Annotated in this window: 21 protein-coding genes and 1 pseudogene; 20 read left to right on the top strand and 2 right to left on the bottom strand. The window is 46.6% G+C overall.

Annotated features, from left to right (window positions below; translation table 11 throughout):
• Positions 1 to 7: 7 nt before the first annotated feature.
• Genes BUR42_RS14130 through BUR42_RS14070 form a run of 13 tightly spaced genes read left to right on the top strand, consistent with a single transcriptional unit; the run spans position 8 to position 14,800 of the window.
• Positions 8 to 1,015: a beta-ketoacyl synthase chain length factor gene (locus tag BUR42_RS14130; RefSeq protein ID WP_074239845.1), complete on the top strand. Its 1,008-nt coding sequence runs from the start codon at positions 8 to 10 to the stop codon at positions 1,013 to 1,015.
• Complete coding sequence (locus tag BUR42_RS14125) at positions 1,009 to 1,776, top strand: polysaccharide deacetylase family protein (RefSeq protein ID WP_084185565.1); 768 nt, start codon at positions 1,009 to 1,011, stop codon at positions 1,774 to 1,776. The genes BUR42_RS14130 and BUR42_RS14125 overlap by 7 nt, the downstream gene beginning before the upstream one ends.
• Positions 1,769 to 2,398: a flexirubin biosynthesis/transport protein LolA2 gene (locus tag BUR42_RS14120; RefSeq protein ID WP_074240604.1), complete on the top strand. Its 630-nt coding sequence runs from the start codon at positions 1,769 to 1,771 to the stop codon at positions 2,396 to 2,398. The genes BUR42_RS14125 and BUR42_RS14120 overlap by 8 nt, the downstream gene beginning before the upstream one ends.
• Positions 2,376 to 2,999 carry a flexirubin biosynthesis protein LolB2 gene (locus BUR42_RS14115; RefSeq protein ID WP_074239844.1) on the top strand — a complete coding sequence of 208 codons (624 nt, stop codon included), beginning with the start codon at positions 2,376 to 2,378 and terminating at the stop codon, positions 2,997 to 2,999. The genes BUR42_RS14120 and BUR42_RS14115 overlap by 23 nt, the downstream gene beginning before the upstream one ends.
• Entirely contained in the window at positions 2,999 to 3,361 is a 363-nt protein-coding gene (locus BUR42_RS14110) for an ApeI family dehydratase (RefSeq protein ID WP_074239843.1), read from the top strand. The genes BUR42_RS14115 and BUR42_RS14110 overlap by 1 nt, the downstream gene beginning before the upstream one ends.
• Position 3,362: 1 nt before the next feature.
• Positions 3,363 to 4,562, top strand: a complete 1,200-nt coding sequence (locus BUR42_RS14105; RefSeq protein WP_074239842.1) for a DUF2062 domain-containing protein — start codon at positions 3,363 to 3,365, stop codon at positions 4,560 to 4,562.
• Positions 4,563 to 4,569: 7 nt separating this feature from the next.
• Positions 4,570 to 8,430 (top strand): trifunctional MMPL family transporter/lysophospholipid acyltransferase/class I SAM-dependent methyltransferase, encoded by a 3,861-nt coding sequence (locus BUR42_RS14100; RefSeq protein WP_074239841.1) that lies wholly within the window; start codon positions 4,570 to 4,572, stop codon positions 8,428 to 8,430.
• A complete protein-coding gene (locus BUR42_RS14095; protein ID WP_074239840.1) occupies positions 8,423 to 9,931 on the top strand; it encodes a phytoene desaturase family protein in 1,509 nt (502 codons plus the stop codon). Before BUR42_RS14100 ends, BUR42_RS14095 begins: the two co-directional genes overlap by 8 nt.
• Positions 9,932 to 9,933: 2 nt before the next feature.
• Positions 9,934 to 11,604, top strand: coding sequence for a C45 family peptidase (locus tag BUR42_RS14090; protein WP_074239839.1), 1,671 nt, complete (start codon positions 9,934 to 9,936; stop codon positions 11,602 to 11,604).
• Positions 11,592 to 11,963 carry a holo-ACP synthase gene (gene acpS, locus BUR42_RS14085; RefSeq protein ID WP_234979676.1) on the top strand — a complete coding sequence of 124 codons (372 nt, stop codon included), beginning with the start codon at positions 11,592 to 11,594 and terminating at the stop codon, positions 11,961 to 11,963. The genes BUR42_RS14090 and acpS overlap by 13 nt, the downstream gene beginning before the upstream one ends.
• A 10-nt stretch (positions 11,964 to 11,973) precedes the next feature.
• Positions 11,974 to 13,263, top strand: a complete 1,290-nt coding sequence (locus tag BUR42_RS14080) for a flexirubin biosynthesis putative acyl-CoA ligase FlxY (protein WP_074239837.1) — start codon at positions 11,974 to 11,976, stop codon at positions 13,261 to 13,263.
• 32 nt (positions 13,264 to 13,295) lie between these two features.
• Complete coding sequence (locus BUR42_RS14075) at positions 13,296 to 13,763, top strand: hypothetical protein (protein WP_074239836.1); 468 nt, start codon at positions 13,296 to 13,298, stop codon at positions 13,761 to 13,763.
• 41 nt (positions 13,764 to 13,804) lie between these two features.
• On the top strand, positions 13,805 to 14,800 hold the full coding sequence (locus BUR42_RS14070; RefSeq protein WP_074239835.1) for an alpha/beta hydrolase family protein: 996 nt from the start codon (positions 13,805 to 13,807) through the stop codon (positions 14,798 to 14,800).
• Between the two features lie 29 nt (positions 14,801 to 14,829).
• Here BUR42_RS14070 and BUR42_RS14065 read toward each other — a convergent pair whose 3' ends face one another.
• A complete protein-coding gene (locus BUR42_RS14065) occupies positions 14,830 to 15,414 on the bottom strand; it encodes a Pr6Pr family membrane protein (protein WP_074239834.1) in 585 nt (194 codons plus the stop codon).
• A gap of 11 nt (positions 15,415 to 15,425) precedes the next feature.
• Positions 15,426 to 15,899: a DUF6702 family protein gene (locus BUR42_RS14060; RefSeq protein WP_074239833.1), complete on the bottom strand. Its 474-nt coding sequence runs from the start codon at positions 15,897 to 15,899 to the stop codon at positions 15,426 to 15,428.
• A 67-nt stretch (positions 15,900 to 15,966) separates the two neighbouring features.
• Here BUR42_RS14060 and BUR42_RS14055 point away from each other — a divergent pair, with 67 nt between their 5' ends.
• The 7 genes and pseudogenes from BUR42_RS14055 to BUR42_RS14025 all read left to right on the top strand — a co-directional run bounded on the left by BUR42_RS14055 (position 15,967) and on the right by BUR42_RS14025 (position 25,810).
• A complete protein-coding gene (locus tag BUR42_RS14055; protein WP_074239832.1) occupies positions 15,967 to 16,554 on the top strand; it encodes a HupE/UreJ family protein in 588 nt (195 codons plus the stop codon).
• Positions 16,555 to 16,560: 6 nt separating this feature from the next.
• On the top strand, positions 16,561 to 18,876 hold the full coding sequence (locus BUR42_RS14050) for a M1 family metallopeptidase (RefSeq protein ID WP_074240602.1): 2,316 nt from the start codon (positions 16,561 to 16,563) through the stop codon (positions 18,874 to 18,876).
• Positions 18,877 to 18,931: 55 nt separating this feature from the next.
• A pseudogene (gene bla, locus BUR42_RS14045) lies at positions 18,932 to 19,771 on the top strand (subclass B3 metallo-beta-lactamase).
• 69 nt (positions 19,772 to 19,840) lie between these two features.
• The gene (locus tag BUR42_RS14040) at positions 19,841 to 20,674 is read left to right on the top strand and encodes an NAD(P)H-binding protein (RefSeq protein ID WP_074239831.1); all 834 of its coding nucleotides are present in this window, start codon (positions 19,841 to 19,843) and stop codon (positions 20,672 to 20,674) included.
• Positions 20,675 to 20,786: 112 nt separating this feature from the next.
• Positions 20,787 to 21,347, top strand: coding sequence for an RNA polymerase sigma factor (locus BUR42_RS14035; protein WP_074239830.1), 561 nt, complete (start codon positions 20,787 to 20,789; stop codon positions 21,345 to 21,347).
• Positions 21,348 to 21,412: 65 nt separating this feature from the next.
• A complete protein-coding gene (locus tag BUR42_RS14030; protein ID WP_074239829.1) occupies positions 21,413 to 22,459 on the top strand; it encodes a FecR family protein in 1,047 nt (348 codons plus the stop codon).
• 192 nt (positions 22,460 to 22,651) lie between these two features.
• Positions 22,652 to 25,810, top strand: coding sequence for a SusC/RagA family TonB-linked outer membrane protein (locus tag BUR42_RS14025; RefSeq protein ID WP_074240601.1), 3,159 nt, complete (start codon positions 22,652 to 22,654; stop codon positions 25,808 to 25,810).
• The last annotated feature ends 23 nt before the right edge of the window (positions 25,811 to 25,833 follow it).

Raw genomic sequence — 25,833 nt, 5'->3', positions numbered from 1 at the left:
CGAACAAATGAAAGCATATATACAGGGCACCGGTTGTGTATCCGCTCAGGATAGCAGCGTATTTCCGGAAACCATCCGGGAATATGAAGGAGACCGTTTGCCTGTGGCAGACCCGGATTATAAGCAATGGATCGATATCAAACAGATCCGCCGCATGGGCCGTGTGATCAAGATGGGCGTAGCTGCTTCGCATATCTCCTTGCAGGATGCGGACCTGAAAATGCCGGATGCTATTATCATGGGTACCGCTTATGGCTGCCTCGCGGATACAGGTGTATTCCTCAACAAGCTGGTTACACAGCAGGAAGATATGCTTACCCCAACCGCATTTATTCAAAGTACGCATAATACCGTTGGGGGCCAGATAGCTTTGCTGCTGGGCTGCCACGCTTACAATAATACTTTTGTACACGGCGCTTTTTCCTTAGAGAATGCCCTGCAGGACAGCCTGCTCTTTCTGCAGGAAGATACCTCCCGCAAAGTGCTGGCAGGTGCCGTAGAAGAGATCACAGATTACAGTCATGCCATCCTTTCAAGGGTTGGCTTATATAAAAATGGGGTAACCGCCGGAGAAGGCGCCGCATTTTTTGTTTTAAGTGCAGAGAAGAACGCAGCCTCACAGGCGGAATTAACAGCGGTGGAAATGCTGTACAAACCTGCCTCCAAAGAAGAAACGGGATCGCACATAGAAAAATTCCTGTTCAGGAATGGCCTGCAGCCTTCCGATATTGATCTGCTGATCACCGGCAGGAATGGAGGGGATGATAGTTACTACGAAGCCATAGAAGCAGACCTTTTTGCTACGCAACCTGTAGCAAAATTCAAACACCTCTTTGGCGAATTTCCCACCGCCGCTGCTTTTGCACTGTGGATGGCAACGGGGATATTAAAGAAGCAGCAAGTGCCGCAGGCAATTATGGTGAAAGGAGCTGCGCCGGAGAAAGTAAAAAGGATCCTGATCTGGAATCATCATAATACCACTCATCACTCCTTAATACTGGTGAGCGCATGTTAAAGTATAACATCATATCGGCAATAGCCTGGTTAGCACTTATAGCACTGATCACGCCGCCTTATGTTATGCAAAAATGGCCTTTTGCCCTTGTATTGGCAATATGTATAGGTGTCATGATCTGGGGGGCGGCAAAGGTGAATTCTGATTTTTATTTCGATGTAGTATGCAAGGCAGAAACGAAGGAAAAGGTAGTGGCCTTATCTTTCGATGATGGCCCTATGGAGAATTATACTCCGCAGATACTGGATATACTGCAGCAGCACAAAGTGCCGGCTGCTTTTTTTTGCATTGGTCACCGCGTGGAAAAAGCGCCTGCTATCATAAAGCAGATACATGCGGAAGGTCACCTGATCGGGAATCATTCTTATTCCCATCATGCATTATTTGATCTGTATTCATCGAAAAAGATGAGTAAGGACCTGGAAAGTGCAGACCAGGCTATTATAGCCGCTACGGGATTAAGACCTTTGTTATTCAGGCCTCCGTATGGGGTAACCAATCCCATGTTGGGAAAAGCTGTGGCCAGGGGAACTTACACACCCGTAGGCTGGAGCATCCGCTCTATGGACACGGTGATAAAAGATGCAGATAGATTACTGGCAAAAGTGACCAGGGATGTGCAGCCCGGAGATATCTTCCTCTTTCACGATACCTGTGCCGTTACAGTAAAGATGCTGCCGGCATTAATAAAACAACTGAAAGAAAAAGGATTTGCTTTTAAACGGATTGATGAACTATTAAATGTACCCGCTTATGCGTAGTTGGATCTTGTTATGTTGTTGTTTTGTTGCGCTGAGCGCCAGTGCACAAACAGGTTTTAAGCCGGTTGCGAACTTAGAGCTGTTCAAACAGCAGTTCATGAAAACCGCTCAAAGCACTAATACCATCAAGAGTGACTTTGTGCAGGAAAAGAACCTGAGCATGCTCTCTGAAAAGATTGTGAGCAAAGGCAAGTTCTGGTTCAAGAAAGAGAATAAAGTAAGGATGGAATACTCCGCGCCCAGTTATTACCTGATGGTGATCAATGGAAAGTCTTTCCGCATCAAGGACGCGAAGTCAGACAGGAATATATCCACCAGCGGCAGCAAGCTCTTTGAACAGATCAGTAAAGTAACGGCGGACTGTGTGCAGGGCAATGTACTGAACAACAAGGATTTCAGCACCAAAGTGCTGGAAAACGCCCAGTACTACCAGGTGCAAATGACGCCGGTAGCTAAGGGACTGAAGGACTTCTTCAATTCCATAGACCTGCTGGTGGAGAAAAAAGACCTGGCGGTGGTGAAGATCACCATGCACGAACGTTCCGGAGACGATACCAATATTAGTTTCACCCAACGTGAATTGAACGTACCCATATCCGATGAGATCTTTGCACTTAAATAGCTTCATAGCGCTGTTGTTCTTTTGCAGCTGCAGTTCCGCCTATCGTTCCCTGGAACGTACAGAAGGAGGTGCTGCCTGCATCAAACGCTTTCAGCCGAAGATCAATCAAACGGTACTGTACAGCACGCAGGTGGATATCTTACAGCATCACCTGAGCGGCCTGCTGTTATTCAAACCAATGGAGGATAGCAGTATGCGCGTGGTATTTGCCAGTGAAATGGGGCTGAAGTTCTTCGATTTCGAGTTCGGGAAGGATGGCACTTTCACCAAACATTATATGCTGCCCAAGATGGATAAGAAAGCGGTGGTGAAAACATTGCGGAAGGATTTTGAAATGGTGTTGATGCGGCAGGACCCTGCAACGGCAGAAGTGTTTACGAACGGAAGCGAAAGGTACACTGCCTTCAGACTTAAAAAAGGAAAGATCTATTATATCACCAGCAAAGATTGTTCAGCGCTGGTACGCGTGGAAAATGGCTCCCGCCGCAAACCGGTAGTGGAGGTGTTCTTAACGCATTATACCAATGGTGTACCGGATTCGATCTTTGTACAGCATAAAAAAGTAAAATTCAATATTTCATCACAACGCGTGGAAAAATAATGTTAGCAGGAAAATTCTATACGATCGTTACGCAACAGCAACCGGATGCACAATCTGTGAACACCACTATTGCGCTGAATGCGGCCCATCCTATTTTCGAAGGTCATTTTCCTGATCAGCCCGTTGTACCCGGTGTGTGCATGATGCAGATCGTCCAGGAGCTCGTTTCCGGCGTAGTGGGAAAGAAACTGCTGGTCCAGAAAGCAGCAAACATGAAGTTCCTGAATATGATCGATCCCCTGCAGCAGCCGCAGGTGAATGTGGACATCACGTATTCCACCGTGGAAGAAGGGGTAAAGGCAACTGCCGTAATAAAACATGAAGCAACGGTTTTCCTGAAATTCCAGGGACTCTTTAAATAAAATGGCACAGACTCCTACATACGACCAGCAATTCATCGCCAGAAAGATCTGTGTGATGATCCCTACGTATAACAATGCCGGTACGCTGGGCAAAGTGATTGCGGATGTGCTCAGCTATACCAGCCACGTGATAGTGGTAAATGACGGATCAACAGATCAGACGGCACAGATCCTGGAACTGTATCCACAGGTGGCTGTTGTATCCTATACTCCTAACAGGGGAAAGGGTATTGCCCTGCGCACTGGTTTTAAATTTGCCATAGAGCAGGGGTATGATTATGCCATTACCATTGATGCGGATGGCCAGCACTTCCCGGACGATCTTCCCGTATTCCTGCAAAAGGTAGAAGAAGAACCCAGGGCAATTATTATCGGTGCCAGGAACCTGCAGCAGGAGAATATGCCGGGTAAAAATACCTTTGCCAATAAGTTCTCCAACTTCTGGTTCTATGTGGAAACAGGCTTGAAGCTACCGGACACCCAATCCGGTTACCGCCTGTATCCTTTGTATGCCTTGAAGGGCATGCGTTTTTTCTGCAACAAATATGAGTTTGAAATAGAGGTAATGGTACGCGCTTCCTGGAAAGGGATCAAAGTGTTACCGGCCCCCGTGAAAGTATATTACCCGCCTGCGGAGGAAAGGGTATCCCACTTCAGGCCATTCAAAGATTTTTCCCGCATCGGTGTACTCAACACAGTGCTTGTAACCATTGCACTGGCTTATATCCACCCGCGCAATTTCCTGAAGTTCATTTTCACAAAGGGTAACTTTAGAAAAATGCTGCGGGAACATTTATTCAATAAAGAAGAAAGCACCAGCCGGAAAGCCTTATCTATTGGTTTTGGTGTGTTCATGGGCATTATACCCATCTGGGGCTTCCAGATGCTGGCGGCATTGGCGCTGGCTACGCTGTTCCGTTTAAACAGGGCATTGGTGATCGTGGCGGCTAATATCAGCATTCCGCCCTGCATTCCCGTGATCGTTTACCTGAGCTTTTTAATGGGCCGTTTTTGGGTAAAGGAAGATGCTACCTGGGTGCTCTTTAAAAAGGGCCTTAACCTGGAAGACATCTACCTGAACCTCTATCAATATATTACCGGCAGTATTACGCTGGCTGTGGTGGCCGGGATACTTGCATGGGCTGTCACATATGGTTTATTGGCCGCATTCCGTAGAAAAAAGCGGCCTGCAGTAATTTAAAGCAGAAATGGGAAGCATTTTTATATCGATCTACAATTTCTTCGACAGGCGTAAATGGCTGTTATGGCTTTTTATGTTCTGTACATTCCTCATTTCAGGTTTACTCGCCTCCCGTATTAAACTGGAAGAAGATATCACCCGCATCCTCCCGCAGGATAAAAAGATCGACCAGCTGCAGCAGTTCTTAATGAATTCCAAGTTTGCAGACAAACTGGTGATCATGGTGTCGCAGAAAGATACCACGCTGCCCGGAGATGCGGATAGCCTTGTTGCCACCGCACAGGCATTCACCAATGGACTGGAGCCTTTGCGCAAGGACATCAAAACCATCCATGCGCAAACAGATGATGCCATGATGATGGGTTTCCTGCAAACAGTACAACAGCATCTCCCTGTTTTTCTGGAAGAGAAAGATTATAAGACCATCGATTCGCTGATAACGCCGGAGCGTTTGCAGCAAACCATGCAGTCCAATTACAATACCCTGATCTCCCCGGCCGGCCTGGTCTTCAAACAAATGATCCAGGCAGATCCTGTGGGCATTTCCTGGCTAGGTGTGAAAAAACTGGAACGCCTGCAGGTAGATGATCAGTTTGAATTGTATGATGGTTATGTGATGAGTAAAGATCATCGTAACCTCATCCTCTTTATTACACCGGCACATCCTCCTAATGAAACCGGGAAGAACAAAGTGTTCCTCGCAGGTTTAGATAAACTAATTAACAACCTCCCGCAGAAAAACACAGAAGTAAGTTATTTCGGCGCCACCGCAGTATCTGTGGGGAATGCAGATCAGCTGCGCCAGGATACTTATTTCACCCAGGGAGTAACAGTAATACTCCTCATTATCCTGATCGCCTTTTTCTTCAGGAAAAAGAGAGCGCCTTTATTGGTGATGCTGCCTGTAGTATTTGGTGCCCTGTTCTCAGTAGCCATGGTATACCTGCTTAAAGGGTCCATTTCTGTGATCGCATTAGGAGCAGGTTGTGTGGTATTGGGCATTGCCGTGAATTACTCCCTGCATGTTTTCAATCATTACCGGCATCTGCCGGATATCAGGCTGGTGATCAAAGACCTCGCCATGCCTATGACAGTAGGTAGTTTCACTACCGTAGGCGGTTTCCTTTGCCTGCAATTTGTGAAATCTCCCATGTTACAGGATATAGGGTTCTTTGCTGCTTTCTGCCTGGTAGGTGCTGCATTGTTCTCCCTGATCTTCCTGCCACATTTTATTGTGTTGGGTAAACAACCGGATACAGCAACAGTACATCATAACTGGATAGACAAACTATCCAACTACCGCCCTGAACGCAATAAATACCTGGTATGGGGCATCGTGGCACTGACCATTGTATTCTTCTTCACAGCCCGCAGCGTAACCTTTGAAAGCGACATGATGCGCATGAACTTCATGACGGAACGTTTGCAGCAATCAGAGGCAAAGCTGAATAAATTGTACGCCTATGCCGCGCAATCCGTATACCTTGTATCAGAAGGGAAAACGTTGAATGATGCATTGATGAGCAGAGAAGCTATAGCGCCTGCGCTGCAAACCCTCATCGATAAAGGTGCTGTAAAAAAAGCACTCTCCCCCGGCAGTTTATTATTCTCCCAGGCAGAACAGGCAAAACGCATCGCCCGCTGGGAAGCATACTGGACACCGGAGAAACAGCAACAGCTACTTGCATTGCTGCACAAAGAAGGGGCACAGTATAAATTCAAACCCACCGCATTTGATCCTTTCCGGCAGCTTATCCACCAAAAATATGAGGCCATTGCACCGGAACGATCAGCATTGTTGCAGGCTGATCTGATCAGTGATTTTGTGACCATCAAAAAGAACAATGCTTCCGTGATCAGTTTACTGAAGGTGGAACATGAAAGGAAGAAAGAAGTATACGCCGCACTCGATGGCCGGGAACATACCGTGATCTTTGATAAACAATATACCGCTAACCGTTTGGCGGAGATCATTAAGGAGGAGTTTAACACCATTGCCTGGATGACCTCCCTGCTGGTATTTGCCGCCTTGCTGCTTTCCTACGGCCGTATTGAGCTGGCCCTGATCACTTTCATCCCCATGCTGATCAGCTGGGTATGGATCCTTGGTATCATGGGGCTGTTTGGTATCCCTTTCAATATCGTGAACATCATCCTTTCCACTTTCATATTCGGCCTGGGAGATGATTACAGCATATTCACCATGGATGGTTTACAGCAGGAATATAAGACCGGCAGTAAACACCTTCCTTCCTTTAAGTCCTCCATTATCTTTTCTGCAGTCACCACCATATTAGGTTTAGGGGTACTCATTTTTGCGAAACATCCTTCCCTGCGTTCCATTGCGCTGATCGCCGTGATCGGTATCAGCTGCGTGGTGATCACCTCGCAGGTATTGATCCCTTTCCTCTTTAACTGGCTCATCACCAACAGGGTAAAGAAAGGCCAGCGCCCGCCATGGACACTGAAAGGATGGAGCCTTTCCATGTTTGCGTTTGCTTATTATACCGTAGGTGCTTTATTGCTGACGCCGATCGGGGTGATCCTTACCAGGATTAATTTTATCAACATTGAAAAAGGCAAGAAGATCTACCACAGGATCTTATCCACCTTTACCTGGAGCCTGTTGCACATCATGGGCAATATCAGGAAGAGAACGATCAATAAACATGGAGAAGACTTTAAGAAACCGGCGGTGATCATCAGTAATCACCAGTCTTTCCTGGATATCCTGATGTCCACCTCCATGCATCCGAATGTGATCCTGCTCACTAACCAATGGGTATACAACTCTCCCTTATTTGGCTACGTGGTGAGGATGGCGGATTACTATCCTGTGGCAGAAGGAGCGGAAGCCAGCATTGATAAATTGCGGGACAGGGTGAACAATGGTTATTCCATTGTGGTGTATCCTGAAGGTACCCGCTCTACCGATACCAGTATCAAAAGGTTCCATAAAGGCGCTTTCTACTTAGCTGAGGAACTGGGGCTGGATATCCTGCCTGCTGTGATCCATGGAACTGCCTACACCATGTCTAAGGGAGACTTCCTGCTGAAGAATGGTATCCTCACCATGAAGTACCTGCCACGTATCAAACCGGATGATAAACGCTGGGGAGATAATTACAGTACACGTACCAAACTTGTGAGCAAGTACTTCAAACAGGAGTACGAGCAGATGAGGAACGAAATAGAAGGGCCGGATTATTACAGGGAACAACTGGTTTACAACTATATCTATAAAGGCCCTGTGCTGGAATGGTACATGCGCATCAAAACCAAACTGGAGAACAATTACGCGCTTTTCCACGACCTGCTGCCAAAAGAAGGAAAGATCATGGACATTGGTTGCGGATATGGTTTTATGAGTTACATGCTTCATTTCCGCGCACCTGGCCGCCAGGTCCTGGGCGTAGATTATGATGAAGATAAAATAGCCACCGCGCAGCATTGTTACATCCGCAACGAGAAGGTACAGTTTGAAGCCGCGGATATCACAAAGTATAAACTGCAGAACCAGGATGCCTTTGTGATCCTGGACGTACTGCATTACCTGCAACCTGCGGATCAGGAAGAGCTGTTACAGCAATGTATCAGTAAGCTGAACCCCGGAGGCGTGATCATTGTGCGGGATGGAGATGCAGACCTGGGCAAACGCCACGAAGGCACAAAGCTCACGGAGCTGTTCAGCACCCGTTTGCTGGGATTCAATAAAACAGGCAATCAGCCATTGTCTTTCTTCTCCTCTTCCACCATCCGCGACATTGTACAACGGAGCGGCGCAACGATGGAGCAGATCGACAACACGAAATATACATCGAACGTTATTTTTATCATCAAACATTCATTAAGGGAGCATTATGCATAATTATGATGTAGTGATCATTGGTAGTGGCCTGGGCGGCTTGGTTTGCGGAGCGATCCTTAGCAAGAATGGCTACAAAGTGTGCGTGCTGGAAAAGAATAAACAGATAGGTGGCTGCCTGCAAACATTCAGCAGGGATAAAACTATTTTCGATTCCGGCGTTCACTATGTAGGAGGGCTTGAACCCGGCCAGAACCTATACCAGATCTTCAAGTACCTGGGCATCATGGATAAGCTGCACCTGAAAAAACTGGATGCAGACTGCTTTGACCGTATTGCGTTTGCCGGTGATCCGAAAGAATATAAAATGGCACAGGGATATGAACCATTCATACAGGGATTGTTAAAAGACTTCCCGGATGAAGAAAAGGCCCTGCGGGAGTATTGCAATACCCTGCAGCATATCTGTACCAAGTTTCCCTTGTACAACTTAAGGATGGGAGGGTTTGATGAAAAAGAATCCGTATTGAGCGTGAATGCCGCAGAATATATCAACAGCCTCAGCTCCAATAAAAGATTCACAGCAGTACTGGCAGGTAACAATCCGTTATATGCAGGCGTGGAAGATAAAACGCCCATGTATGTGCATGCACTGGTACTGAACAGTTATATCGAAAGCTCCTGGAAATGTGTGAACGGCGGCTCCCAGATCGGGAAATGGTTAGCACGGGTGATCACAGATCACGGCGGCATATTGCTGAAACACCAGGATGTAAAAAAGATCGTGGCTGAAGGCCGTGAAGTGCAGTATGTGGAAACAGCAGAAGGCAAACGTTATACCGGGAAGAACTATATTTCCAATGCACATCCTTCCAATACTTTGGATATGCTGGAAAGCGATGTGATCCGCCAGGCTTACCGCAGCCGCATTCAGAACCTGGAGAACGGTACTTCCACGCTCATGGTGAATGCCGTACTCAAACCCGGCATGTTCCCCCATATGAACTACAACTATTACTATTATGGAATAGACAATGTGTGGGGAGGTCTGGAGTATACACATGAATCATGGCCTGCGGGTTATGCCATGTTCGTTTCCCCGAATCCGAAAGACGATCGTTTTGCAAACGGGCTTTCTATCATGGCTTACCTCAATATCAAAGATGTGGAGCAATGGAAAGATACCTTCAACACCGTATCGAAAGAAAGTGACCGCGGGCAGGATTATGAAGCCTACAAAACAGAAAGAGCAGAAAAGCTGCTGGACCTGGTGGAAGAACGTTTCCCCGTACTGCGCCAATGTATACAATCTTATTACGTGGCCACACCACTTTCTTTCCGCGATTACATTGGCACACACGATGGTTCCATGTACGGTGTATTGAAGGATTGCAATGATCCATTGCGTACCTTCATATCTGCACGAACAAAATTATCCAACCTGTTCCTCACCGGGCAGAACCTGAATATGCATGGTATCCTGGGGGTGAGCATGAGTTCCGTGGTAACCTGTTCGGAATTATTGGATATGGAGAAATTATTACACGAGATCAGGACGGCTTAAATATGACCAGAGGAAGAAAAATATGGAGAAGGACCTGGAAAGGCTTGCTATTCATTGTAGGCTTTTTCGTGTTACTGATAATCGGGCTGTTCATCTATCTCTACAGCGTGGCCAGGATGTTCCCGCCGGAGGTAGCAGATAAAAGCAGTTTGGAATGGAAGCGTACACAGCTGGATTCCACCGCTTTTACTTTAAACAATAGCTGGTTCCGCAAGAGCCGCAGTGGCTTGTATGAAATGTATGTGGAAGGTAAACCCTTTGAGCGGGGTGTTGTATATGGTAAACTCGCAGCAGAGCTGGTACAGCGCCAGGAAGATCATTTTACAGAACAGATCGGTAAAATGATCCCCTCTAAAACATACCAGCACTTCCTCAAATACCTGATCGGCTGGTTCAACCGGAACATGGATAAAAATGTACCGGAAGAATATAAAGAAGAGATCTACGGCGTATCCTTCGCCGCTTCTGAAAAATATAAATTCATCGGCTCCAGCTATCAGCGCATCATGAACTATCATGCCGCACATGATATCGGGCATGCCCTGCAAAGCATGGCCCTGGTGGGTTGCACCTCCTTCGGTACCTGGAACGACCGTTCGGAGGACAGTAGCCTGATCATCGGCCGCAACTTTGATTTTTATGTGGGAGATAAGTTCGCAGAAGATAAGATCGTAGCATTCTACAGACCGGATAAAGGATATGGTTTTATGATGATCACCTGGGGAGGATTCACAGGTGTGGTATCCGGTATGAATGAACAGGGGCTGACCGTTACCATCAATGCTGCCAAATCCAGCATCCCATCTGGTTCCGCCACGCCGGTATCGCTGGTGGCCAGGGAAATATTACAATACGCAAAGAACATAGACGAAGCTTACGCTATTGCACATAAAAGAAAGATGTTCGTATCGGAATCTTTCCTGATCGGCTCAGCTAATGATAACCGTGCTGCTATCATAGAAAAAACACCTACGGAGTTATCACTCTATGATCCCAAAGGCAACGAGATCTCCTGTGCTAACCACTTCCAGAGTAAAACACTGGGCGCTTCCGATCCCAATCAGCAACAACTCGCAGAAAGTGCATCTCCCTACAGGTATCAGCGTTTGCAGGAATTGCTGCAACGCAACGGTAAGAACAGCGTAGCTAAAACAGTGGCTATTTTAAGAGATCAGAAAGGAGTAAAGGATACAGATATAGGTATGGGGAATGAAAAAGCAGTGAACCAGCTGATCGCGCATCACTCCATTGTATTTGAACCGAAACAGCTGAAAGTATGGGTATCTACCGCACCCTGGCAATTAGGTGAATTTGTGGCCTACGACCTGAAGAAGGTACTGGCCATGAAAGGCCTGAAAGCCGATCAGGAGATCTGCGACAGTGCCCTGACCATTCCTGCAGATACTTTCCTGCTCACGGAAGATTACAAGCGGTTTGTAGACTTCAGAAGATTGAAAGCCGCCTTTATGGACAAGCAGCCCATAGATGTGGAACGCCTGGTAAAAGATAATCCTAAGTATTATCATACCTACGTGATAGCCGGAGATTACCTGTTTAAGAAGAAGGATTACAAACAGGCAGAAAAATACTATCGTGAGGCATTAACACGTGAAATAGCCACAAAAGCCGAGAAAGATCATATTTTGCAGCGTATTAAATTATGCGGGGAATAGGAACAGATATCATCGAAGTAGACCGGATAGCCGCTAAAATGGAAAAGGGGCAGGGATTCCGGGAGCTGGTGTTTTCACCGCTGGAAATAGCTTATTGCGAAAAACAGGCCCATAAGTACGAAAGTTATGCCGCCCGCTTTGCCGCAAAGGAAGCTTTCCTGAAAGCGCTGGGAACAGGCTGGAGCGGAAGCGGTATTCATTTTAATGAAATAGAGATCAGGAATAATGAAGCCGGCAAACCAGACCTCTACCTGATCGGGAATGCGGCCAGCCAGTTGGCCGGATTGAATATTCAACAGATCTTCGTTTCCTTATCACATGTAAAGTCAGTTGCCATGGCCACCGTGGTGATCCTGTAATAAGATATTTATGTACATACCAGACATAGAATTGCAATCTGCCGCTTCGATCCGGCAATTCCAGGAAAAGGAGCTGCAACACCTGCTGGGATACCTGCGGCAGTTCTCTCCCTTTTATAAAGAATGGTTTGCTAAGCATAACGTGAATACGGATAAGGTGCGCAGTATTGCAGACCTGCGTAATATTCCCACCGTGAGCAAGGAAGACCTGCAGCAGCGTAACTGGGATTTCTTATGCGTGGATAAAGGGAAGATCGCAGAATATACTACTACCTCCGGCACACTGGGCAAACCGGTGATCATTGCTCTCACGGAAAAAGACCTGGCAAGACTTACCTATAATGAATACATTTCTTTCAGCTGTGCCGGTGGTACAGATGAAGATATCTACCAGCTGATGCTTACGCTGGACAGGCAATTCATGGCTGGTATGGCCTATTATTCCGGTATCCGGAAATTAGGAGCAGGCGTATTACGTGTAGGCCCCGGTGTACCTTCCCTGCAATGGGAGAATATTGCCCGCATAGAACCTACCACCATCGTAGCGGTGCCCTCTTTCATCTTAAAACTGATCGCATTCGCAGAAGAACATGGTATTGATATCAATGCTTCCTCTGTTAAGAAAGCAGTATGCATCGGAGAGAACATTCGCAACGTTGACTTTTCCTATAATGTATTGGGTAAAAAGATCACGGATAAATGGAACATCCGGCTCTTTTCCACCTATGCTTCCACAGAAATGCAAACCGCTTTTACGGAATGCAAAGCAGGGCAGGGAGGCCATCATCATCCGGAATTACTGATCGTTGAATTATTAGATGAAAACGATCAACCAGTACCTCCAGGTACCCCCGGTGAAGTAACAATCACTACATTAGGCGTGGAAGCCATGCCCCTGCTGCGATACAAAACAGGAGATATCTGCCAGTATTATGAAGAGCCCTGCAAGTGTGGCCGGCAGACAGTAAGATTATCTCCTGTTATCGGCCGCCGCAAACAAATGATCAAATACAAAGGCACTACCTTATACCCGCCTGCACTGTACGACCTCCTGAGCGAAATGGAAGATGTGAAGGAATTTATCGTGGAAGTATTCTCCAACGAGATAGGTACAGACGAGATCTTACTCCATCTCAGCCCTTCTGAGGAATCTGAGGAGATTGACAGGAAGATTAAGTCCTACCTGCAGGCCAAACTCCGGGTGATCCCACAGGTAAGATACGCCACCATGCAGGACATCCTCAAAATGCAGTTCCCCGAAGGCAGCCGCAAACCGGTGAAATTTATGGATAACAGGTAAAAAATGCAGGGGATCATTATCTTGGTAATCCTATGAACACAGCTATCGCAAAACAGATTGGTGGCAGGAAAACCTTCAGAAGAAGCCTGGCTTTTATTTTAGCATGGCAACTCTTTTTGTTGTTAATAGAAACCCGTGGTGATTTCGCAAACGGATTTATTTTCTACCTGGCTTCTCAATTGAACATCTTTGTGTTATTGTTCTATATCCTGATCTTAACGGCGGCTTTTCTTTTTGGGAGGATGGCAGGAGAGGAAATACTAAATAGTCCGCACAATTATATAAAGACCGGAATAAAGTATGCTTTAATAACAAGCCTGATCCTCATAGGCTATTGGTTCACCGTAGGTGTTTTTCAGGGCGGAGGGGTGGAGCATACCTTACATGCACTTCCAAAAACAGTAGCCATTGTGATCGTCGTTCTTTTGCTGATCTGGCTTTGGTCAGTAAGGCATATTAAGCAGGAAATTGATTACAGGAAGAAAGATCCCTCCAAATAAGAAATTACGGTAACGTACACAATTTTCATATATTAGCGTATATGAGAAAGCTCCTTATTGCATTTTTACTGCTCTCCGGCATCACTAAAGCACAAGTGCTGCAGAAAATGGAACTGGTCATGGGCCCTTTGCCAAACCGTACCCATCTGCCGGATATGAACGTTACAATCATAGATAGTCTTGTAGAAGAAGATCATACCCGTTACGATATCCGCTTCACGGTAGCAGAAAACGAGATCCTGCCGGCATTACTCTATATCCCTCATAAAAAAGGCAAACTCCCTGCCATGCTGGCCTTGCATGGTACAGATCCTTTAGGCAGGAAATCCATCAGCGGTGAAAACAAAAAACCTAACAGGGCCTATGCCAAAGAATTAGCGCAGAGAGGTTATGTAGTGATAGCCCCGGATTATCCCAGCTTCGGGGATATGAAGGACTATGATTTTGAAAAGGACAGGTATGCATCGGGTACCATGAAAGCTATCTTCGATCATATCCGCTGCATTGATCTGCTGCAATCCAGGAAAGAAGTAGACCCTGAACGCATTGGTGTAATAGGCCATTCACTGGGAGGCCACAACGCCATTTTTGTAGCAGCATTTGATCCCCGCATCAAAGTGATCGTAGCCAGTTGCAGCTGGACGTTGATGGACTATTATAACATCGGCGAAGCAGCATCTAAAAAATTTGGCGGAAGATTAGGCCCCTGGGCGCAGACACGTTACATGCCTTTAATAAAGGATAAATACCATCTTGAAAAGGTACCCTGGGATTTTGACGAAGTTATTTCTTTCCTGGCCCCAAGACCCTTCTTCAACAATTCACCTGTTGGGGATACTAACTTTGACGTGAAAGGAGTGGAGAAGGGAATGGTAACGATCACCAAAGCCTATAAACAGCATAAAGCAGAAAAGAACCTCCAGGTAAGGTACCCGGATGCAGCGCATGATTTTCCGCCGGCAGTGAGATTGGAGGCGTATCAATTCATTGATAAGGTGCTGCATTATAAGGGCACTGATAAGCCCATGCTGTTTTAATGCTATAATCCTGCTGAAAAGCTAATTGATCAGACCCCTCTCTTCCTGCTAATCCCGATCAGCAATAAGCTTATCGCAATAAACAAAACCGCCACACCCACGGCATTGATCAATGCAGCATTAAAACCGATAGCAGGTACATCCAGGAACGGATAAGGGTAAAATCCCGAAAAACTTCCGCGGATAAATGTATACAGGATATAGACCAAAGGAAAGATCAACCAGGGCCAAAAGGAATTCCAGGCCAGTTTGTTTTTAGCAACAAACATAAACCAGTAAATAAAAAACAATACCGGCACTATCGTATGCAATAACTCATCAACCACCCACTGTAATCCCTGTGGCTGCCAGAGAAAACGAAGGACAACATTATAGACCAGACCGACTATCAGGATATAAACAGTAAGTGCAGTGACCGTAGCTGGCTTAACCGGCCGCGCTAAAAGCACCGAGCTACATACCGCCACAAGCAGGTTTGTAAGTATGGTAAAAAAACTAAAGAACCGGATCACCAATTCGGGAAGAGGAGCCGCTTCACTATTGATAAGGATATAGAACTGTGCAATTAAAGCAAACCAGCCCAGCAGGGCGATGATGAACAGGTATATTTTCATACATGCAAGGGTTAGAATGTAAAGCTCGCCGCACTCTTAGGGTTATCCAGTTTCGTACTCTGCCGCTTGTCATTCACGATCACATGGATCATATGGCTTTGGCTTTCGTGCGCTTCGTAAAGGATATCATCCTTTAATTCCAGCTTTTTCACCCCGGCCACTCCGGAAGCCTCCAGGAAACACCAGGCTGCATCTTCTTCTATCTTGTAACCAAGATAACGCGGAGCCAGCACATGACCATCCACGGAAACCTGTAAATGCTGCCGGATATACCTTGCTATCAGTGTATCCACCATCACACGGTTCTGAGGTTTGATGATGTCAAAAGTAGTATTAGACTGTTTTTTAAGCGTATTCTCCAGGTCGTCCGCAAAGATCCTGCAGCTGATTTCCAGCGATTTATGAGCCGGATTGTGCCTGATCTCCGTCACGCTCAGGTAGAACGGATGCAGAAAAATTAACCATTTGCATAATAATAGCCCCATTTGCCCCAAATATTTCGTTTTTTAATGTAGCATCCTTATCATTACGAAGTTACAAAAATCTAAATCCATGCAGGAGTTCAGCTTGTATTTTCAGGAAGGCTGGCAACATATCGTCGATTTGAGCGGATACGATCATATTTTATTTGTGATGGCATTATGCGCCGTTTACCTGATGAAGGACTGGAAAAAGGTACTCGTACTGGTCACTGCATTCACGATAGGGCATTCCATCACCCTCGCATTAAGCGTATTGAACATCGTCAAAGTAAATACCGCCCTGATAGAATTCCTGATCCCGGTCACCATCGTGATCACTGCATTAAGTAATGTATTCAGGAAAACGGAGGAAACGAAGAAAATGCAGCTGAATTATTTCTTTGCCCTGTTCTTCGGTCTTATTCATGGCATGGGTTTTTCCAACTACCTGAAAAGCATGCTGGGCTCGCAAACCAATATCGTACAGCCATTACTGGCATTTAACCTGGGCCTGGAAGCTGGGCAACTGATCATTGTATTGGTGATCCTGCTGTTGGCACAGATCATTGTAAATTTATCCGGCGCAAAAAAAAGGGATTGGACGATGTTCATTTCCGCCGCTATTTTCGGAATAGCCTTTATGATGAGCCTGGAACGTTTAGGAACTTTAATGAAGTAGTATATGATGAAGAAAAAATTATTCGGCTGTCTGTTTGCAATAGCGCCTATGCTGTTACACGCACAGAACCCTGGCTCTAACCACGGGAACCGGTTTGAGCAGTTAGGATACCTGCTGGCAGACCCGAATATGTACCGCTCCGCATCCGGCGTACCCGGACCAAAATACTGGCAGCAACGTGCGGATTACGAGATTGCGGCAGAGATAGATGAACCGCAGCAACGCCTCAACGGTTCCGAAACCATCACGTATTTCAATAACTCTCCGGATCCGCTTACTTACATCTGGCTGCAGCTGGATGAAAACGAACACGATCCTAAAAGCGATAACAACAGCTTTAATGGCAGTAAGATGACGGACAGGATGAGCTCCCGTACTATCAATGGCATTATGGGAATGGAACCCGGCCATGGTGTGAACATCCTCAAAGTAACAGATGCTGCAGGCAAAGCGCTCACCTACACCATCAACCAAACGATGATGCGGATAGAGCTGCCCAAAACATTACAGCCCGGAGAAAAGTTCCGTTTTAACGTGGATTGGTGGTACAAGATCCCCAATCGTATGACCCTTGGTGGCCGCGGGGGGTATGAATATTTTCCGGAAGATCAGAACAGCCTCTATACCATGGCGCAATGGTATCCGCGGCTTGCAGTGTATTCAGACTTCCAGGGCTGGCAGAACAAACAGTTCACCGGCAGGGGAGAGTTTGCACTCACCTTCGGCAATTTTAAAGTAAAGATGACCGTGCCCGCCGATCATGTGGTAGGTGCAACCGGCGAATGCCGTAACTATAAAGAGATGCTCACGCCGGCACAATTCCAGCGCTGGCAGCAGGCACAGTCTGCCAACCAGCCCATGGAAATAGTAACCCTGGCGGAAGCACAGCAGGCGCTAAAAAGTAAATCCACTAATAAAAAAACATGGATCTACGAAGCAGAGAACGTACGTGACTTTGCCTGGACCTCTTCCCGCCGCCTGGTATGGGATGCGCAGGCTACCAATGTAGAAGGAAAGAAAGTAATGGCCATGAGTTACTATGGCCCGGAAGCGTATCCATTATATCGTAAGTATTCTACCAAAGCTGTTGCACATACGCTGAAAGTATATTCCAAACATACCATTGCTTATCCTTATCCCGTAGCTATTTCAGTAGAAGCATCCAACGGGATGGAATACCCGATGATCTGTTTTAACCATGGCCGTGCAGAGAAAGATGGCACCTATTCTGAATCTACCAAGTATGGCATGATCAGCGTGATCATTCACGAAGTAGGGCATAACTTCTTTCCCATGATCGTAAATTCAGATGAACGCCAGTGGACCTGGATGGACGAAGGGCTGAATACTTTCTGCCAGTTCCTCGCAGAGCAGGAATGGGATAACAACTATCCTTCCCAGCGTGGCCCTGCACAACGCATCACAGATTACATGAAACTGCCTAAAGATCAGCTGGAACCGGTAATGAGCAATTCCGAGAACATCGTGTTGTTTGGTCCGAATGCATATGCAAAACCGGCTACTGCATTGAATATCCTGCGTGAAACGGTGATGGGCCGCGAACTGTTTGACTACGCATTTAAAGAGTATGCCCGCCGCTGGGAATTCAAACATCCTACGCCTACAGACTTCTTCCGCACCATGGAAGATGCTTCCGCAGTAGACCTGGATTGGTTCTGGCGCGGATGGTTCTTTGGTATTGAACCGGTGGATATCTCTTTAGATAGTGTGAAATGGTACCGCATGGATTCAAAGAATCCCGCTATTGAAAACAAACTCACAGAAAGCGAAGCGCAGCAGAAACAAACACATATTGCCCAAACCCGCAACCGCGCACAGGGTGTTAAGTTTGCAGTAGAGCAGGATACCAGCCTGCAGGACTTCTATAATAAATGGGAACGTTACGCCGTTACGCCGGATCAAACAGAAGCCTACAGCCAGATGCAGGCATCCCTTACGCCGGATGAAAAGCGTTTGTATGAAAGCAAAAAGAATTTCTACGAACTCTCTTTCAGTAACCAGGGTGGTAACGTAATGCCTATTATCATTGAATGGACCTTTGCAGATGGCAGCAAAGAAGTAGACCGTATTTCCGCTTATATCTGGCGGCTCAATGAATATAAAGTAACCAAGGTTTTCGCAAAAGACAAGCAGGTAGTATCTGTGCGCTTAGACCCCTACCGGGAAACCGCAGATATTGAAGAAACCAATAACTACTGGCCACGTCAGGCTGTTCCTTCCAAATTTGAACTGTTCAAAGGGGAAAGGCCGGTGCGGGGTACCCGGAATGATGGGAACCCTATGCAAAGGGCCGCACAGTAAGAAAAGCAGTTTAGGCGTCTCGTAAGAGGCGCCTTTTTTTTATCTTTATACTACCATGCTAAAGAAACTATTTCAGATCACATTGCTGCTGTTAACCAGCTTCTGCGCAAATGCGCAAAACCCGGATTGGATAAAGGATTATAAACCGTTCAGGATTGCCGGTAACCTGTATTAAGTAGGTACGTACGACCTGGCCTGTTATCTTATTACCACCCCGCAGGGCCATATACTTATCAACACCGGTACTACAGGCTCCGCTCCCATGATCCGTTCACATGTAGAAGCCTTAGGCTTTAAATTCGCCGATATCAGGATATTATTAACAACACATGCGCATGTTGATCATGTAGGCGCAATGGCAGCAATAAAGAAGATAACAGGTGCAAAAATGATGATCAATGAAAAGGATGCACCGGTACTCGCAGATGGCGGGAAATCTGATTATGTATTAGGCCCTGAATTTGCATTTGAACCCGTGAAAGCAGATCGCCTGCTTAGCAAACAGGATACCATCACACTCGGTGGTATGCAGATCATAGAACTGCATCATCCCGGTCATACAAAAGGCGCCAATAGTTTTATGCTTACAGTGAAAGATTCCAGCCGCTCATATCGTGTATTGATCGCCAATATGCCCTCGATCCTGGATGAAACCAATCTTGCAGGCATGCCCAAATATCCGGAGGTGGCCAAAGATTATGCTTATACTTTAGGTGCCATGAAAAAGCTGCAATTCGACCTTTGGTTATCTTCCCATGCCAGCCAGTTTGAGTTGCATAAAAAACACAAACCCAACGATGCTTATAACCCTGCCGTATTTATAGACCGTAAAGGATACGATGATTACCTGAACGATCTGCAGAATAACTATTTAAAAAAACTGAAAGGAAAATAACCCCTGTCGGTTTTGTTCTATTTTCCCCGTGTGGCTCATACTAGTTTTGGTAAAAAATAACCAAACTATATGAACACAAAAACAACAACCCTCGTATTAGGTGGTACCGGTAAAACCGGCAGCAGAGTAGCAGAACAACTGAAAGCAAAAGGCTGGCCTGTAAGGATCGGCTCACGTTCCGGAACTCCTGCTTTCGATTGGGAGGATGCAGCAACCTGGAAACCCGTATTGCAGGATATTGAATCTGTTTACATCAGTTACCATCCCGATCTGGCCATCCCCGGCGCCGTTAAGAAAGTAGGTGCCTTTACTAAACTGGCGGTGGAAAATGGTGTAAAGAAATTAGTATTACTCTCCGGCCGCGGAGAAAAAGAAGCACAGGATTGCGAAGACCTTATCATGCAGTCTGGTGTGGATTGGACGATCGTAAGATGCAGCTGGTTCAATCAGAACTTCAGTGAAGGATATATGTTGGATCCTATTATTGAAGGCCATGTCGCACTCCTTGCGGGGGATGTACGTGAACCATTTGTAGATGTGGATGACATTGCAGACGTAGCCGTAGCTGCATTAACAGAGGAAGGCCATAATGGTCAGCTATATGAATTAACCGGCCCCCGTTTGCTCTCTTTTCGCGAAGCCATGGCAGAGATCTCCAAAGCCACCGGCAGGGATATTACATATGAACAGGTTTCTGAAAAACAATACAGGGCTATGCTCGAAGCGTATGATGTGCCCGAAGAATTCATCTGGCTGGTCATCTACTTATTTTCAGAAGTACTGGATGGCAGGAATGAAAGCCTCACCGATGGTGTACAACGCGCACTGGGCAGAGCGCCACGGGATTTTTCAGATTACGTTAAAAGAACAGCGGCAACAGGTATCTGGAATGCACGTTCTTAATATTGGATAAAGGGCTCGCAAAAAATGCGAGCCCTTTTAAGAGCAGGGCGGCCCAAAGGAAATTTAGTCCAATTGGATAAAATTCCTTACTTTTTCGCCACTAGATAAAGTCATGGGTTCAAACCTAACACAACACGTCGACAGTTGGTATGCCAAGTTTCATGCACACCTGATCTATATCGCCACCCGTTGGGGATATGGGGAGGATGAGAGCAGAGACCAGGTACAGCAATTCTTCCTGGAACTGCTGCAAAAGAACCTCGAGCCCGCTGATATTCAGCATCCCAAAGCTTACCTCACCCGGGCTTTTGGCCGCAAGCTGATAGACGACTACCGCCGTGCGAGACAACAGCAGCCCAAAGCAGAACTGACCGAAAATGCAGCTTATGAGCCCTCGGTGCTGGAAAACCTGGTCCGCCTCCAGTCCAACGAAGAACTCCTGGCCTCCATCAGAACTGCATTCAAACGTCTCCCTGCCCGCTGCCAGAACGTGATCCATCTCAAATACTACGAGGGCCTCACCACAGAGCAGATCGCAGAAAGAACAGGCCTCAATACCCGCTCCGTATACAATAACCTCTACGAAGGGATTAAAGCCCTCCGCGAGGAGCTGAGGAATTCCAACCCAAGGTTGAAATTCGCCGCCATTTTCTCCCTGTTGCCGGCGCTGTAAAAAAAACTTTCCCAAAAGTTGGTAAATGCACCTCCTCCCTCCGTCTATAGAGGAAACAGGTGCATATGCCGGACCGTTATGAAATCGAGCAACTGGTCATAAACGACAGTTTCATCAACTATTGCTTTAACAGGAACCCCTCAGATACAGCCCATTGGAAAAATTACCTTTCCGAACATCCGGAAGAGGCAGCCACATTTGCTGAGGCCCGGGAACTGGTACTCGGTATCTCCCTCATGTTAATAGAAACAAAAGAAGAAGAAGAAACGGCTGTGATCCCCATGCATCCCAGGAGAAAGAACCTCCAGACACTCTTCGCCGCAGCCGCTATTGCAGCTGTGATAGCCGTTTCCACATTTTTCCTTTTCAGGAACAAACCTGAAGTATCAACGCCACAATTATACGCCTTCAGCACCGCCCTCGCAGAAAAGCGCACGATCAAACTGCCGGATAGTTCCACCGTGATCCTCAACGCAGGGTCGGAATTGTTGCTGGACAAAGACTTTGGGCGTAAAAACCGCAGTGTGAGCCTGAAAGGAGAAGCCTTGTTTGATGTACAGCACGATGCGCAAATGCCCTTCACCGTGGGCGTGGAAGGGTATGACGTAAAGGTACTCGGCACTGTATTTAATGTAAAGGCATACCCGGGAGACAAAAAAAGTGAAACTTCCCTGATCAGCGGAAAGGTAGAGATCTATCTGAAACATACTGCTTCCGCGTATAAAACCCTGCTGCCAAAAGAGAAGTTCGTGATCGTAAAAGACCTGGAGGCATTACCCGCATCCAAAGCAGCAGACATAAAACCACGAACACCCTCCACCACTATCATGCCACTGTCTTACAACCGCAACCAGGTGAATGTGGAAACCGCATGGTCACAGAACCGCCTGGTGTTTGAAAATGAAACCTTCAGCGATATCCGGCAAAAGCTGGAACGCTGGTTCAATGTTCAGATCATCTTTGAAGATAAGGTCGTAGAACAGTATACATTCACCGCCACTTTTGAAAAAGAAGACATCAACCAGGTTATGAAAGCCCTGCAGGCTTCTTATGGATTCAAGTATAACATTAAAGGAAAAGAGGTCAAGATCAGTCACCAAAATCGCAGATAACGTTTTTTACATATAGCAATCACAATTCCCATTTAAAAAAAGGAGGGGAGCACAGCTGGTACCTGTTCTCCCCTGGCTAAAAACAAGGGCAGCATTGCTGCGCCGCATTTTTAACATTTAAACCTCCTCTAAGGTATGAAAAACACCTGTATTAAACTGCCCTCCCCGAGGGCGTTTAAAAAGATTCTACTTATGAAACTGACAACGGCATTGTTGCTGCTTACCACATTGCAGGTGACGGCATATGAAGGAAACTCGCAGAATAAGGTCAGTGTGGATTTTCGTAACACACAACTCACCCGCGCACTGAAGGAAGTGGAACGCAAAACGGATTACCGCTTCGTGTTCAGCAACCTCGTATTGAACGAAGGTGTGAAAGTGACGGTGGACGCCAGGAACGTCCCCGTTTTAGACCTGCTCTCGCAAATGCTCAACGGAACCGGGCTCGTTTTTGATAAACTGGGAGAAAACCTGGTGGTCATCAAAAAAGAAGAAACCCCGCTGGGAGAAATAACCGTAAAAGGAAAGATCACAGACCGCACGGGTCTCCCTCTTCCCGGTGTTAGTATTGTATCCGGCCCCGGAAAAGGCACGATATCAAATGAACAGGGAGAATATACTATCCGCATAGATGAAAAAGGTACACTCACATTCAGCTTTATCGGGTATACCCCGCAAGCTATCCCTATAAACGGCCGGACCTCCATTAACGTTACCCTGCTGGAAAGTAAGGATACGGAGCTGAACGAAGTAGTGGTAGTAGGTTATGGTACCATGAACAAACGCGACCTCACCGGCGCAGTAACAAAACTGGGCCAGGAAGACCTGATCGCAGGCTCCGTATCCCCGCTGATGGCTATCCAGGGAAAGGTTCCCGGCCTTACGGTGATCTCTACAAATGGAACTGATCCTAATGCCGGCGTATCCCTACAACTGCGTGGCGTGAATTCCATCAATGCAGCCCAGGGCCCCCTGGTTGTAATAGATGGTATCCCCGGAGGTAATATTAATACCGTAGTAAAAGAAGATATAGAATCTATCAGCGTTCTGCGCGATGCCTCTGCTGCCGCAATATATGGTACCAGGGCTTCCGGAGGTGTAATTCTGATCACCACCAAAAAAGCAAAGGCCGGTATGCTCCGCGCCAGTTTTACCAGCGAATTATTCCTGGAATCCATCCGCAAAAGACCGGAATCCCTTACCGCAGAAGAATTTGTAGCCAATAAAGTGGGTACAGACCTGGGGCATAAAACAGATTGGTACAAAGAAGTGACCAACAAATCTCCCTTCAGCCAGCGTTACGTATTCAACGTGAATGGTGGAACGGAAAATGCACAGGTCTACGCTTCCTTCATGACGCGTAATGCAACGGGTATGGCCATCGAATCAAAAAGAAAAGAATACAGCGGCCGCATGAACACCTATTTCCGGTTTTTCAATGGTGTAGCAGAACTCAGTACCAATATCAGCTACACACAAGCCAATGCTACCTTTAGTGATAATGGCATTTTCAATATGGCATTAACCATGAATCCTACGGAAACTCCTTATAACTCCAACGACGTAACTGGTTATAACATCCCCGTAGGCGGATTCGATTATTTCAATCCTATCGCAGAAGTAAAACTGCGCAAAGACCTGGGTCAATACAAGAACCTGCTGGCCAGTTCCACCCTGAAGCTCAATATCACCAAAAACTTATACGCTTCCGGAATGATCGCATTAAAGAACGACACGGAACATAAGAACTTCTACCGCTCTTCGCAACACCGTATTTCCCGGAATGGTAATATAGACGGAAATGCCAGCCAGTCGTACTCCCGTTGGGACGATCGCACACTGGAACTTACCCTTAATTATAACAAGAACATCGGCCATCATTACATCAATGCAGTGGGTGGTTATACCTACCAGGATTTTAATGGCCAGGGATTCAGTGCCAACAACTCCAACTTCCCCGTTGATGGTATCCAGGATAATGATATGGGTACCGGTACCTGGCTGGCAGACGGACGTGCTGGCATAGGATCGTGGAAGAACCCCACTGTAAAACTGATCGCTTTCTTTGGAAGGGTGAACTATTCTTACAGGGACCGTTATATCCTCACCGCCTCTTTACGCCGTGAAGGATCATCCAAATTTGCCAAGGGTAACCAATGGGGCAGCTTCCCCGGTATATCTGCTGCATGGCGTATCTCAGAAGAGAATTTCCTGAAAAATTCCAACCTGGTAAGCACCCTGAAACTCCGTGGAGGATATGGTGCTACCGGTAACGAAGGCTTCAGCGCAAACGTAGCTACCCGTATGTATGGAGCCGATACCTGGTGGTTGGTTGATGGGGAATGGTTGCGCACCTATGGTGTACTGCATAACCAGAACCCGAACATCCGCTGGGAGGTTAAAAAAGAATACAACGTAGGGCTCGATTTTGGTTTGTTGGGAGACAGGATCAATGGCCGCATCGACTTCTATAAACGCCGCGTGGATGACATGATCTACGACGTGAGCGTTTCCCAGCCACCTGCCATTCACGATAAAACCAGTGTGAACGTAGGTAATATGGAGAACAAAGGATTTGAGTTTGAACTCAACTGGAATGCCATCAAAAATACTGACTGGAACTATACCACCGGTATCATTGCTTCTGCCAACCGCAGTACACTCACTACACTGAACGGTGGACAAACTTTCTCTGACCGTAAAAGTTTTCCCGCTCCCGGTAACCCTGGAACTGCCGTAAGACTTTATCCCGGAGAAGATATCGGCCGTTTCTTCATCTGGCGTTTTGCCGGATTTACTGATGCTGGTAACTGGATGCTCTATGATAAAACAGGTAAACCCTTTGATGTAAAAGCACAGGCCAAGAAGAATGAAGACAAAGTATTTGTAGGCAATGCCATCCCCAAGATCATCCTCTCCTGGAACCATACCCTCAGCTGGAAGAACTTCGATGCAGGGATCTATATGCGCAGCTGGATAGGCCACGATGTGTTCAACATGATCAATATGTATTACAGCCTTCCGAATGTAAGCGGGCAGAATGTGCTGCGCGATGCATTCGATAAACACAAAAACATAAAAGGGGAAAAAGAACTGAGCGATTACTGGCTGGAAAAAGGCACCTTCCTGAAACTGGATGCGTTCAATATCGGATATACTTTCCCCGCACAAACAGTAGCACCCTTTAAAGGCCTGCGCTTATATGTAACCGCACGCGACCTCTTTGTACTCACCAATTACAGTGGCCTGGATCCGGAGGTGAACATCAACGGGCTGGAGCCTGGTTTTGAAGAACGGAACGTATATCCTAAAACACGCACGTTCATGTTCGGCCTGCAGGCAAGTTTCTGATCGCAGTCACATTATTCATTCCA

The organism is Chitinophaga niabensis (genome assembly GCF_900129465.1).
GTDB lineage: Bacteria > Bacteroidota > Bacteroidia > Chitinophagales > Chitinophagaceae > Chitinophaga > Chitinophaga niabensis.
This window is presented reverse-complemented; position numbering and strand designations above follow the sequence as displayed.